Below are 13,498 nucleotides of genomic sequence, written 5' to 3' on the forward strand. Positions count from 1 at the left end.
GTGGCACGCCATTCCTATTCCTTGGGCGCAACCGATCTGTTGGACGAGTTGTTTCCGCCCGCGGATCTGGCAAATCGCGATGTCGGGCTGACCGACCGCGCAAGCGTCATCGCCCATTACACCCGGAACTCGCTTGAGGCGGACGGTTTCGCGGCGGCCAAGGTCGCGGTCACCCGGTCCGAAGGGCAGTATTGGGTCTCGCTCACGGCGGACGCGCCGGAGGCGGCGCTGGCGCAGTTTGGGGAACATCACCAAAAGCTGCTGGCGCCCGGTGCGGCGGGCAAGGCGCTTGTGGGCAAGGCGCTGTTGCAGGAGCTTGGGGTCTGGAACCCGATGGCGGGCTATCCCGTCAACAATGACAAGGATGACGGTCTGTGCAAATGGCATCTGTTTCCACCGCTGGGGCTGAACGTGATGGGGCAGAGGGGGTTGCTGTTGATGCACTACCCGCCATGGCAGGTTTTGCAGCAGGGCACATTCCTGAAATGCATGACCATGCACCGCTGGGACACGGTGCTGCGCGCCAGTGGCATTCCCGCCGATGAGGTAAGTTTCTACCGGACCATCGTGGACGTGAATCCCATCGCCGCCCCCGGCGCGGGGCAGAGCGAGTATCCCAACGACTATTTTCCGATCATGATGGCCTCGGGGTTTTTCGATGGTCCGCCTGAACGCGCCTATATCCGCACGATGCTGGGCCTGTATCTGAACGGGCCCAACGCCACCGGCCAGCGCCATACGTTGCCTTTGCTGGTCTGCGGTTCGCCGCTTTACGACCCGCAGGCGCCCGGCTGGTTCCGGGTGGCGTTCAAGGATGACATGCCCACGGATAAGAACGGCACCCCGGAAACACCGGTATTGCAAGTGGGCAAGGTGCGGCTGTCCCCCGACGACCCGCGCGAGACGCCCTATATGATCGCCAATCACATGATCGCGGCTGGTGTGACCGGAAAATGCACCGACCACGCCAGGAAAATTCCCGATATCCGCATGTATGAAGCGCAGGATCTGGTGGCCGCCTCGTTTCTGTATGAATACGCTCAGACCCCGGATATCGAGCCAGAGGAGGCAAGGGCGCGGGCCTGCAAACGGTGGTTCGGCAACACGGACGGCACCGGCCCGCCCAAACCCGCCGACACGCGGGACGCGCAGGTCATGTGCGCCCTGGCTCAGATGGATCTGTTCTATTGCGCCGGGCCGCCGCCGCACCCGAAATATACGTTCGATCAGGCGATGGAGCGGTGCGAAGGGGCGGATAATGCACCTTGCAGCTGCAAAATCGGGCCGCCGCCGGGGCCTAAGAACAGCATGAAGCATCCCCAAGATGGGTGACGAAACGCCGTCTGCTTCCCGGTCACCTTATTCGGGTTCCGTGTCGCTCGCCGCATCGTGCTTCACACCGCGGATTTCATAGGTCTGGACTGGCTCGGCGATGCCGCGCAGGTCGATCGCCCCGCAAGGGACGCAGTCGATGCGGGATTTGATCCTGTCATAGGTATCCTGCGAAATCAGAATGCCGCCGGTGCGCGCTGCGTTTTCAAGTCGCGAGGCCTGGTTCACAGCGCGTCCGATGATTGTGTAATCCATCCGCGTCTCGCTGCCAAAGTTCCCAACGGTGCAGTACCCGGTATGAATACCGATGCGGCATTCCAGCGGGTTTTCGATACCGGCGTCGCGCCATTCCCTGCGCAACGCCGATAGCCGGTCGCGCATTGCAATTGCCATTTCGGCGCAGGCGATCGCGTCATTGTCCGACCCCCGGGTTTCCGGGTCGCCGAAAAAGATGACAATCGCATCGCCGACATATTTGTCGATGGTGGCCCCGAAGGACAGCGCCACTTCGGACATTTCAGACAGGTAGTGATTGAGCAGCGACTTCAGTTCTTCCGAGGTCATCCGCTCGGCCAGTTCGGTGAATCCGACAAGGTCCGAGAAGAAGATCGTCAGCAGTTTGCGTTCCGAGGTCAGCCTGACCTCTTTCTCGCGGTCAAAGATCGAACGGTAGACCTGCGGCGACAGATATTTTGACAGTTGGTTGGCGACGGCTTCCAGCGCGTTGGTCTTCTGACTCAGCTCGGCGGTACGCTGTTCGACCTTTTGTTCCAGCCCGTCGTAAAGCTTGGCGTTTTCGATTGAGATTGACGCCTGCGCCGCCAGCAATTCGGCAATCGAAACCCGGGCTTCGGGGAAGGCGCCGGCCGCAAGACCGTTTTCCAGATAGGCAATGCCGGCAAACTGGTCCGACCGGATGATCGGCACGCACATGACAGACCGGGTGCCGTTTTGGGCTACATAAGGATCAGAATTGTAGCGCGGCAGCGCCGATGCGTCGTCCAAAACCAGCGGCTTGCGGGTGCGCGACACATAGTTGACCACCGACAGCGGCACTGTGTCCGGCCCCGGTTGGAACCGGTCGTCCCGCGTGGTCAGACCGCCTGGCTCGGCGATACATTCAACCTCGACCCACAAATCGCCGTCATTCTGGCTGAGGAAAACGCCGCGCTGCGCGCCAGTGCTTTCCAGCAATATCTGCATGGTGCGCGACAGCAGGTTGTCCAGCACGATTTCACCCGAGATCGCGCGGGCCGCATTCATGACGGCCTGCAGGTCCAGCGCACTGTGCGAGATGGCGAAGGCTGACTGGTTATCCTCGCGGTCCCCACCGGCTTGCCCGTCAGGTGCACCAGGCAAAACCGTCGGGTTCTGACTGTCAAGTTGCCCGACCTTCCGCCTGGCGCCCCACAGGCCATACAGGTGGCGGGCGGCGTTGATATGAGCCTGGGCCGCAAGGGTCTGTCCGATCTGCTGGAAGGCCACGGCGCACAGTTCATGGATCATTGCCTGATCGCGGGTGAAGCCGTTTGCCCCGGCGCTGGAGATTGCCTTGGTGAAATCCGAGAAAGCCGCCACGCTATTGCCGCGCAGCCGTGCCATTTCGGCCTGTATGGCCAGGTTGAGATGTTGGAAATTCTCGGGGCAGTGCTGCGCCCAACTGGCCATCTGATCCGCGTGTGGGGTCATTTTTTGCCAAATCCCCGGCTCGGGGCTGGCCTCATACATCGCGGCATAGGTCAGAAAGGCGATGAACCGAAACCGGGCGGATTGCGGCAGGGACATGACGCTGTCCATCATTTGTTCCTGCGCGGTCACATGCGGCAGGGCGCCCTGAAAATCGCGATACATGCAGTGCACTTCGGCTTTGTAGATATGGTAATTCGCCACTCCGGTCATGAATTTGCGGTCCTGCATCCGCAGCAGACAGGCTTCCTCATCAAACGCCTCATCGGTCAATGAGAACATGTCCCGCGTGTTGCCCGCAAAGTTCTGCAGCATCTGCAGGAACAGGCTGCCGGAATCGTAGCTGTCGGCATAGTTGCAGTCTTTCACGATCATCAGATACCGGGTCTGTTCGGCAATCGCGGTTTCCAGATCCAGCCGCGGGTCCCAGATGATGCAGTCCTGTGCGTTATAGGCCAGATACAGCAGATCGCCGGACTGATACCCGGCCTCAAGCCCGCGTTTGAACCAGTCGGTCATGGTCGTCCAGTGATGGCTCCAGTGATGGATGAACATCGTATAGACGTAGAGGATGCGGGATTTCAGCGCGATGTCGTCATAGGTTTCGTTCATCGCCAGCGCGAGCTTGCCAAACTCCAGCGCCTCGGCCGGGCGGTTCATGCCACCGCAGAGCAACATTCCGTAAGAAGAATAGGCAAAGGCCGTCTCGGCCGAGTTTCCGTATTTCAGCGACAGATTGACCGATTTCAGGACCAGCAGGCGGAACAGATTTCCCGCGCCCGACAGGAATGCGGCGGGAAAGATTTCCATCAATAATCCGATCGCCGTGGTCATCTTGTCGTCGGTCATGCGGTTGGCGTGGATCAGATCGGCGATTTGACGGCCGCCAAGGTTGGTCGATATCTCGGCGATCTCGGCGTCCAGTTCGGCCTGCGACACATCCGCCGTGAACCTGATCCCCAGCAGGGCCAGCCCTTCGAGGGCCGCATCGATGGACTCCCGCATGCGGCCCAGCGTCGAATAATGCCGGGTTCGCATCGACAGAGCCCGCGCCTTTTCTAGCGGAGTCCAAAGGTTGTCCAGGGCGTCGGAAATCTCGGCATCGGCCTTGGCATGCAGCCCGTTCAGATAAGCGGTTTGCGCATATAGCGAAGACAGCGCCTTTGTCAGGTCATAGGCGTCGCGCCATGGATGTTCGGGCAATAGCGACCGGGCCACGCGCAGATAGTTTAGCGCCACATGATAGGATGAGGCGTCATGGGCCACACGCGCCGCGGTCAGGTTCAGGCGCGCCAGTTCGCATTTGTCTTGCCGCTCCCGGATCAGGTCCTGCGCCTCGTTCAGGTGGCGGACGATCTTGACCGCGCGTTCCTCGGGTGGTTCGTCGGTGACCTCTTTCTGCAGCAGCCTGCCGATCGACAGGTGCACCGGTTGCTTGTCGGCCGCGTCGATCAGCTCATAAGCGGCCTGATGCAGCCGGTCGTGCTGAAACCGATAGCGCGGATTCATCGTGGCGTCGGCCTTGCCGGCGGTCTGGGCGGCGATCTGATCAAAAAGCTGATAGCTGTCGTCCAGCGGCAAGATGATATTGCTTGCAAGTGCGCTCATCAGCGTCAGCCCAAGCTGTTCCTTGGAGCGCTGATGGATCACCGACAGTTTGGCCATGTCGAACTCGTGCCCGATGCAGGCCGCCATGCGCAGCGTGTCCTTGGTGTCCTCGGGCAGTTTGTTCAGGTTGCCGACAAGAAAATCGACGATGTTGTCGCCGATCTCGGCCCGGCTGATCGCGGCCAGATCCCATTGCCACCGGCCGCGCGCCCGGTCGAACCGGATCATGTCGTCATCGAAGAGGGACTGCAAAAGCTCTTTGACAAAGAACGGGTTGCCTTCGGTTGTCCGATACAGCTCGGCGCTCAGCTTTTGCGTTTCCTGTTCGTCGGTACGGAAGGTGCGGGCAACGATCTGGTTCACCACGGGCAGAGCAAGCGGTGGCAGTGACAGATCGTGCACCTCGCGAAGCTTGGTGACATCGTTGCGCATCAGGCTGAGCAGGTGATTGCCGTCAACTTCGTTGTCCCGGTAGGCGCCCAGAATGAACAAATGGCCGACATCCCGCGCTGTCGCCAGTTTCTGCACAAGGTTCAGCGTCGGCGCATCGGCCCATTGCAGATCGTCGAGATACAGTACCAGCGGATGATCGGCACTGGCCAGCCGTCTGACAAAGCTCAGGAACGTCAGTTGCAACCGGTTCTGCGCCTCAGTCGGCGGTAATGCCGGGACCGGGGGCTGAGGTCCGGTGATCTGCTCCAGCCCCGGCAGGATTTCCAGCATGACCTGCGCGTTCCGCCCCAGCGCGTCCAGGATGGTTTTCTTCCACATGGCCAGCCGGTCGGGCGGTTCGGCCAGCAATTCCTGTACCAGCCCGGAAAAGGCGGCGGCGATGCCGCTATAGGGTTTGGCGCGTTCGAACTGATCGAACTTGCCGCGCAGGAAAAACCCCCGGGCCTGAGTGACCGGCTTGTTGAGCGCGTCCACCAGAGCGGATTTTCCGACGCCCGAACTGCCGGAAATCAGGCACAGCTCGGTCGGTCCGCGTTCGACATTGCGAAGAAGTCCGGTCAGGAAAGCCAGCTCCGCATCACGACCCAGCAACAGTTGCGGGACGCGAAACGTTTCGGAAATGTCGCGCTGCGCGATCTCGAACGGTGCGACCCGCCCGGTGTCGGCCAATTGCCGGTGACAATGCCGCAAATCATGCAGCAGCCCATATGAGCTTTGATAGCGGTCCTCGGGGTCCTTGGCGAGCAGACGCAGCACGATCTGGATGACGGGCGCGGGCACATGCGCCCCGGCGTCGTCGGGGATGGACGGCAGTTTGGCGATATGGGCATGCACCCATTCCAGCTGGGTTTCTGCGGTGAAAGGCAGGTGGCCGAACAGCAACTCGAAAAATACGACGCCCAGCGAATAGAAATCGGACCGGTAGTCGACATCATGCGAAATCCGCGCGGTCTGCTCGGGCGAGATATAGGGCAGATGGCCCTCGACCAGTTTCGAGGCGACCCGGCCCTGATGTTCGCGCGTCAGCGCCGCGGCAATTTCGAAATTCATCAGCCGGATGCTCCAGTCGGAGTCATCGAGCAGGATGTTCTGCGGGGCCACGTTCTTGTGCACCATGTTGCGGTCATGGACGGCGCTCAGCGCGGTGGTCAGGTCGATGACGATGCCGAGGATCCTGTCCAGCGGCCAGGTGGCCGCGCGCTTTTCGCGCAGGAAATGCGACAGCGGCCAGCCGGTCGCCGGGCTGATCATGACCGGGGTTCCGTTGCGGCGGAAATGGATGCCCGAGACCGGCAGAACTCCGTCGCCTTCCCCGAACTCGGTCAGCAGCCAGTATTCCCGCTCCAACCGTTTCGCGTCGCGGGTATCGGGAAATTCGGCGGAAAGGGTCTTGAGGATCGCCGGCTGTCCGTTCCGGCTGTTGCGGGCACGGAAAAGCGTGCTCGAGTAGAAGGCCTCGATCTGTTGTTCGATCTGATATCCGGCTATTTCAGCATTCAAGGCAGAAACTACCTTTTCGCAAGCTTCAAATGCACCAATTAATTAAACTATGACTCGGACCCCGCAGGCTGCCATATTGCGCAAAGCGGGTCCGGTTCAGAGCATAGCCTTGATTAAGTATTTTGGATACGGCTCAAATATGAATTTTACTTCATTGAGGGCCAAGGGGGTCATCCCGTCCGCGTCGCGCGCGGCGGCGCTGAGCGGGTGGCGGCTGGCATTCAATGTCGAACATTTCTTTCGTCACGAAGGCGGGGTCGGGAATATCCAACGCACCGGCGCGCCCGGCGATCGGGTGCTGGGGGTTCTGCATTGCTGCGACGAAAGCGACCTTGCGGCGCTGGACAAGATGGAAGCTTATGGCGTCGGCTACGACCGGGTCGAGGTCACGGTTGACACCGTGCAGGGCGCGGAAAGGGCGCTGGCCTATGTCGGCTTGCCGGAGTTCGTGAACGATGCCTGCCGGCCGACCCGGCGGTATCTGAACATTCTGACCCGTGGTGCCATCGACGCTGGGCTGGACCCCGCCTATATCGCCGAGTTGGACGCGCGGCCTGTCCTGCGCCCCCCGAATTTGGCCCCCTTCGAACCCGCGCCGACCGGCCTGCGCCTGGACCATACCAGGCTGGCGCCGCATCTGACGGCGCTTGCGGGATCGGTGTTTGACATGTCCGGCGCCCGCGCGGCCCAATCCATCGGCAAGGACTGGTTCGGTGGCAAGGAAGTGACGCTGTTCCTGCTGAAACGTCTGGACACAAGCGACGGATCGGAACGTCTTGCGGATGTTCTGGCTGGCCGCCTGCGCCCGGATCAGCGCGATTGTCTGAACACCTATCTGCACGCTTTCGACGACGAGTACGCCTATGTGGGACAGTTCGACTATACTTCCCTGCCTGCGGAAAAAAGGCTAGGATAGCGTATTTTTTGGGGGAAATATTATGAGTCTTTCGGACGCCCAGCATTTGGCTGCGGCACCACATGGTGCCATTTCGGAACCATTGCAGGACATCTTTTTCGTCACCGGCACGCGCGAGATGCATTTCAACGAAATCGACTGGCAGTTCAGCCGCAACATGACTGTCCTGCGTGAGGGTGATCAGCTGACGCTGTTCAATGCGGTGCGCTTGTCCGAGGACGGGCTGAAGGCGCTGGAGGCCCTCGGTCGGATCACAAATGTGGTGCAGGTGGGCGGGTTGCACGGTGCCGATGACGCCTTTTACCGCGACACATTCGGCGCGACCTATTGGGCGCAGCCCGGTGCCGGGCAGGACGGTGTGCCGATGGACAAAGAGCTTGTTGAAGGCGGCCCGCTGCCGGTGTCCGGGGCCGAACTGTTCACCTTCAAAACCACAAAGACGCCCGAATGCATTTTCCGGCTGGACCGCGATGGCGGAGTGCTGATCGCCTGCGATGCCTTGCAAAACTATCTGGCGCCGGATGAGTTTTTCAGCAACGACTCTGCCGAGATGATGACCGGGATGGGTTTTTTCACCCCGGCGAATGTCGGCCCGGTCTGGAGACAGGTCGCGGAACCCGGTGCCGAGGATTTCCGTCGCCTTGCGATGCTGGAATACAGGCATGTGTTCTGCGGTCACGGCGCGCCGGTGCTGGACGGTGCTTCGGCGGCCTACACGGCAACATTCCAGCGCCTGTTTGACATTTAAGGCATCGCGCCTGCGCCCTCGCGTCGGGTAAGGGCGCGCGCGATGATCATTAGAAAGCCGGATCGACGGCTGAAACTTCAATTTCGGAAGGGGACGGATCGTGACGACATCTCGCTGGAAGGCCAATCCGCAATCTGATCAGTGGAACGCGGCGGAAAACTGGGACGCGGGACAGGTTCCCGACAACGGTGCCCTGTTCGACGCCTCATCCCGGACAACGATCACTTTCGCAGCCGAGTCCGCGGCTGAGATCGAACAAATCGAGTTTGCCGAAACCGCCGCACCCTATTCCTTCACTGTGCGGGATCTGGGCAAGCAGCCTGCCCTGACCATCACCGGCGCGGGCATCGTGAACCGCTCGCTCAACACGCAGAGCTTTGTCGTGGCATCTTTCGGCACTTACAATCAGCCGCAGCTTAAATTCACCGGTTCGGCCTCGGCAGGCGAGGGACCGGTCAGCTTTTACGCAGGTCCGCCCGACCTGGAGACGACCTATGGCGGTGGCACCATCGCCTTTCACGACGATGCCAGCGCAGGGGCGGCTTATTTTATCCTGAGAACCGGCAAAGCGCGCCCCCCAAATAGTCAGAGCACCCTTGGTGGCACCGTCAAGTTCAGCGAGCGTGCACGCGCCGGAACCGCCACATTCTCGATCTTCGGTACGCTGGGCAGTGACGGGGATACTTTCGCGAATGCGGTGTTTCATCAGGCAGCCTCGGCCGATCGCGCGACCTTCATCAATCGTGGCGGAACGGTGCCGGGCGGCGATGGTGGCAATACCCAGTTCTATGACTATTCCTCGGCGGCACAGGGCACGTATCTCAATCACGGCGGAGCGGCGGTGAATGCCGACTGGAAAGGGGCCAATGGCGGGGATGTCGCCTTTGACGGCGCGGCGACGGGCGGTCAGGGGTTATTTTACAATTATCCGGCCACGATCGACGGCGCGCATGGCGGCGTGACAAGCTTTAACAACAACCCCAATTTCCCGGAAATGGAGAACGCGGGCGCCTCGGGGGGTGAGGGAACATACATCAATTACGGTGCTACTAAGGACAGCCCCGGCGGCGGCGGACATACCGAATTCACCGCCCGCTTTGGCTATGCCACCGCGGGCAGCGCGAAAATCCTGAACTTCGGCAGCGCCCTGAACAGCGCCTCGACCGCCGGTCACACGATCTTTTCGATCAAGCCGCCGAACGCCTTCTTTTCCAGCGCTGACAACGCGACCATCTGGAACCATCCGGGGCAGGCAGGAGGGTTTACAGTCTTCGAATCCTCATACGGCACCGGCGCGCCAAACCAACCGCCAACCGCCGGGAATGCCACGATTTTCAATCTGGGCAGCGATACGCCGGAACAACAGGGCGGATACACGTCCTTTACGGATACCGGAACGGCGGGCAATGCTACGCTGATTGCCTATGGCGGAACCCATGGCGGGGCAGGGGGGCAAATTCAGTTTTCTGACAGCTCCTCCGGTGGAACCGCGAAGATCCGCCTGTTCGGCAACGGCACGCTGGACGTCAGCGATCACAAGGGCGGGCTGCGCATTGGCCAACTGGACCTGACCAATGGTGTGGTGAATATCCAGTTGGGAACGGACCCCACCACTCTGACCGTTGCAGAAGCGCTGGAAATCAAACTGTCGCCGGTGCGGATGTTCTTTACTTTCCCCAAAGGACACAGTTTCGAGCCGGGTGTGGAATATCCCGTTCTGCAGGCCCCGAATATGGCCGATCTGGACGCAAACGCGTTCGAGGCGAACGAGATACATCACGCCAGCCCGAAATTTGTGATCGATGGGGACACCCTGAAAGTGTCCTATTGAACTCCGGCGGGGGACAAAGCCTTTGCAGGTTTTGACCCCGCCGGTTCCAAAGCAGGGTTTGCTCTAACCACCTTTGAGCCGTTTCAGCATCTTGCACCGATAATGCAGGTGCCGGTTTCCTCAAGGATAACCGAGGAATGGCCGGGGCGTCCCGGCGGCAGTTGCACCCCTTCGGCAACCACAAAGGTCACCAGATGTGAGCCGGTCAGCCCCGCAGGATACCGGGGAATGTTCGCAACAATACGGTAGGTTCTGTTCGGCAGGACCTGGAGTTTGCCATCAGCGATCAGTTGCAGCAGGCCAGCCTGATCCGGCAGCACGTCATAGGGTTCAACTTTGGCGGGCGCGATCAGTTCTTCTGCGGAAAAAGGCGTCAACCCGCCGCGGAAAAAGCGGATCATCTCACGAATGGTCTGGCGCTCAGGGCCGGGTTCGGATTTCGGGTTGCCTTCGGCGTCCAGCGCGACCATGCCCGTCACGTCCAAACGGTACCGGTTCGACCCAACGGAAATGTCCACCGGTGTCCGGTAAGGCCGTCCGGCGCCCGCTTGCCGGTCCTCGGCCGGAATGCCAGACGGAATCTGAACATGATCCAGCGTGTAGGTCGCGACCGGGTACGCGACCCGGGTCGACAGCTTTGCCGAAAGCTCTTTGGTCAGGGCATTTAGTTCCGGCCCTGTCTTGCTGGTGTATTTGCCCACACAACTGCGCGGCGCGACAAAGGTGACAGCCTTGGCATCCACACCGTGAACCGCCGCCCCGGGTCCGGCCGCGTGGTTGCCGGGCTGAACCACGATCTGCTTGATCCGATCTGTGGCACCTTCGAATTTCCAGACGATAGGGCCGCGCGCGACGGCAAACACATAAAGCGGCGTGTCGCCCGGTTCCACGATGATTGGGGCAACCGTTGTCGTGCTGTCCTGCCCGTTTAAGGCAATGTTGGACGTGGCCGGCCCCTGATATCCCGACACCAGCACGACGTCATGCCCGCTTGGCACTGCCGGAGCCAGGCACCTGGCCGTGATCGCATTCTTTCGCGACGTTTTCCTTTTGGCAGATACTTCCAGAACGTCCGGGTTGATCGCGTTGGCCACCATCGAGATTTCGGCGACGTCTACCTGACCGTCCTCGTTGAAATCGAAAGCCAGATACTGATCCAGCTGCTCCCGGCGAAAGCGGTTTGTGCCCAGACTGTCGAAAAAGGCGCTCAGCTCTGCCGCGGTCAGAATGTCGTCGCCATCGGCGTCGAACCCCGCGAAGGCCAGTGCAAGCTGACCTTTTGTGTGCTGGTTGATCAGATGGGCCTGTTTTTGGATTTCGTCCTGCGAAATCCGGAAATCCCCGTTCAGGTCATGCCCCAGAATGGCCGTCAGATGATTGGCCCGGGCCTTGGCGGCGTGCTGTTGTTCGACGATGTCGATTGCGTCTTTGGTCAATACGCCGTCCGGGGCGTAGGAGTAGATCTGCGTCGCCGCCTGTTGCAGGTATTGCCCTTTTGCCCGCCCCAACTGTTTCAGTATGTCCGGGGACAGCCGGTTGGCAAAGGCGGACAGGTCATCCTGCTCCTGTGCCGGTGATCCGCTGACCGATAGCATCAGGGCGGCACAGGCCGCCAGGGTGATCCGGCCAATCCCGCCGGCCTTTTGGTCAGTCGCGGTGTCTGGGTCTTGGAACATGGTGAAAATCCCTGAAACCTGGTTTTATCTTATAACATTCAGCAGTTTAGAGGTGATGGTCTGGGTGGCGCCGTTGCGGGTCAGTCGCCAGACGTAGGTGCCGTCGGCCTGAATTTCGGGCGCGGGCATTTCCCCGGCAAACAGGATGTCCAAATCGGAATCGCCCTGAATCTCAACGCTGGACGCGGCCTTGGCCAGATCATCCGGGTGCAGCCGCAATATGTTCTGGGCCCCATTGGTCAGGTCGATCAGTTGCCGGTTGGCAAACTGTTCAGCCGAAAACCCGACATAGCCGCCCCGCGTGACGTAAAGCGTTTTGGATAAATCGGATTCGTTCCTGGAACCCGGATAGTGGGAAAGGTCGAGCAGCGCCGGGTTGCCCAGAAAAGCCGGCGTAGGCATCTGTCGCAAGACAACCCCGGGATTGACGCCGATTATAAGCGGGGCGTTCCGGAAATCGGCCGGTAGCCGCGCGGTCAGCCCAAGATCGTCGAACCCAATCGACCAGCCCGCCGTGCCGTCCAGCCATACTTCGTCGCCGGGGTCGCCAAAGATCAGGGCGGTTGTGGCGCGCCGCAACCGCCCATCATTGCGCAGAATAAGGAAGTCCTTCCCGCCATTTCGCAAGTCGATCGCATCCAGTGCCTTTTGCGCGTCACGGCTCAGGTGCCAGACACCGGGGTTTTCAGCGCGCCCGTGCCGGTTTCGTCCGTAACTGTTGCGGGACAAATGGAATCGGGACAGGTGTATCTCGGCGGATCGACCGCTGTCGTGTTCGGAGCTCAGCCGGGCAAGATCGGTATCCGTATGGCCCTGACGCGTCCAGCACTGCGGATCAGACACAAAAACGCGGTCGATGGCATCCGTTTTCAGATGAATTTCGTCGATATCCCGGCTGTACAATTGAGCCGTTGAAATTTCGACGATATTGGCAGCGTCATTCTGCAGGTCCAGATTGACCCGCCTTACCCCGGTTTGAAAAGCAGACAGGTCTGGCTGCGCGATCCCGGCCTCTGCCCACCGCAGCGTGACCTCCTGCGGCCCCGCGTTGAGCGTTTTGGGTTGCGAACTGGCAACCATGCTCGGGGCCCAGACGAAGTCTCCGGCCGGGCTCGAGGTTGCGACAAGGGCAGGTTTGTCTCTTCCCGTTAAGACATAGGTTCCGATCGGAACCCGGACTTGCAAGTGGATGCCGTCGATCCGGGTTTTAAGCAATTCATCGGCAAAGGACTCGCTTGGGGTACGTTCCCATTGCAGCCTTGGATCAACGATGACGATGTCGAACCAGTCGGCGCGCACATCCACTTCGCCTTCATCGGCCGTTTTCAGCAGATCGCCCAGCACCACCACCGTGTCAAACTGTCCGTTTTCCACGTCAATCCGCTCGACCGATTCCAGACGCCCGCGTCCGGCAACCAGATGGGTCGGCCCGTCCAGCGCGACCGTATCCAACCCGCCGCCTCCGTGGAAACTGCCCGAACCGGGCGGACCTAGAGCGACGGTTTCAACCTGTCGGGGTGCGGCCCCGCCTGGATACCCGCAACTGTTCTGAGCCTGCGCAGGATGCACAACGCAGAATGACGCGGCCAGTGCGATGCTTAGGCAATGTTCAAACCTCTTTCGGCAAAGCCCGCTGAATTTGCCCGTAAGCCGGCCACTAAATCGCGTCATTCCAAACCGCACCCAGTCAAAACTATGAACGTAATGGCGCATATGTTCGGGTTATACCGATTTTAATCTCATAAGCT

Annotated in this window: 7 protein-coding genes; 4 read left to right on the forward strand and 3 right to left on the reverse strand. The window is 60.4% G+C overall.

Annotated features, from left to right (window positions below):
• Positions 1-1,332 carry a hypothetical protein gene (locus tag ACR0D8_RS12635; protein WP_480646899.1) on the forward strand — a complete coding sequence of 444 codons (1,332 nt, stop codon included), beginning with the start codon at positions 1-3 and terminating at the stop codon, positions 1,330-1,332.
• Between the two features lie 27 nt (positions 1,333-1,359).
• Here ACR0D8_RS12635 and ACR0D8_RS12640 read toward each other — a convergent pair whose 3' ends face one another.
• Positions 1,360-6,579, reverse strand: coding sequence for an AAA family ATPase (locus tag ACR0D8_RS12640; RefSeq protein WP_480646901.1), 5,220 nt, complete (start codon positions 6,577-6,579; stop codon positions 1,360-1,362).
• Positions 6,580-6,628: 49 nt separating this feature from the next.
• Here ACR0D8_RS12640 and ACR0D8_RS12645 point away from each other — a divergent pair, with 49 nt between their 5' ends.
• The 3 genes from ACR0D8_RS12645 (at position 6,629) to ACR0D8_RS12655 (ending at position 10,074) form a co-directional block, all read left to right on the forward strand.
• On the forward strand, positions 6,629-7,495 hold the full coding sequence (locus ACR0D8_RS12645; RefSeq protein WP_480646902.1) for a gamma-glutamylcyclotransferase family protein: 867 nt from the start codon (positions 6,629-6,631) through the stop codon (positions 7,493-7,495).
• Between the two features lie 22 nt (positions 7,496-7,517).
• Entirely contained in the window at positions 7,518-8,243 is a 726-nt protein-coding gene (locus ACR0D8_RS12650) for an MBL fold metallo-hydrolase (RefSeq protein ID WP_480646904.1), read from the forward strand.
• 100 nt (positions 8,244-8,343) lie between these two features.
• On the forward strand, positions 8,344-10,074 hold the full coding sequence (locus ACR0D8_RS12655; RefSeq protein WP_480646906.1) for a hypothetical protein: 1,731 nt from the start codon (positions 8,344-8,346) through the stop codon (positions 10,072-10,074).
• Between the two features lie 83 nt (positions 10,075-10,157).
• On the opposite strand, the gene ACR0D8_RS12660 is transcribed toward ACR0D8_RS12655, so the two are convergent.
• Positions 10,158-11,750, reverse strand: coding sequence for an EF-hand domain-containing protein (locus ACR0D8_RS12660; RefSeq protein ID WP_480646908.1), 1,593 nt, complete (start codon positions 11,748-11,750; stop codon positions 10,158-10,160).
• A 24-nt stretch (positions 11,751-11,774) separates the two neighbouring features.
• A complete protein-coding gene (locus ACR0D8_RS12665; protein WP_480646910.1) occupies positions 11,775-13,202 on the reverse strand; it encodes a hypothetical protein in 1,428 nt (475 codons plus the stop codon).
• Between the last annotated feature and the right edge of the window lie 296 nt (positions 13,203-13,498).

The organism is Ruegeria sp. BG10 (assembly GCF_056538575.1).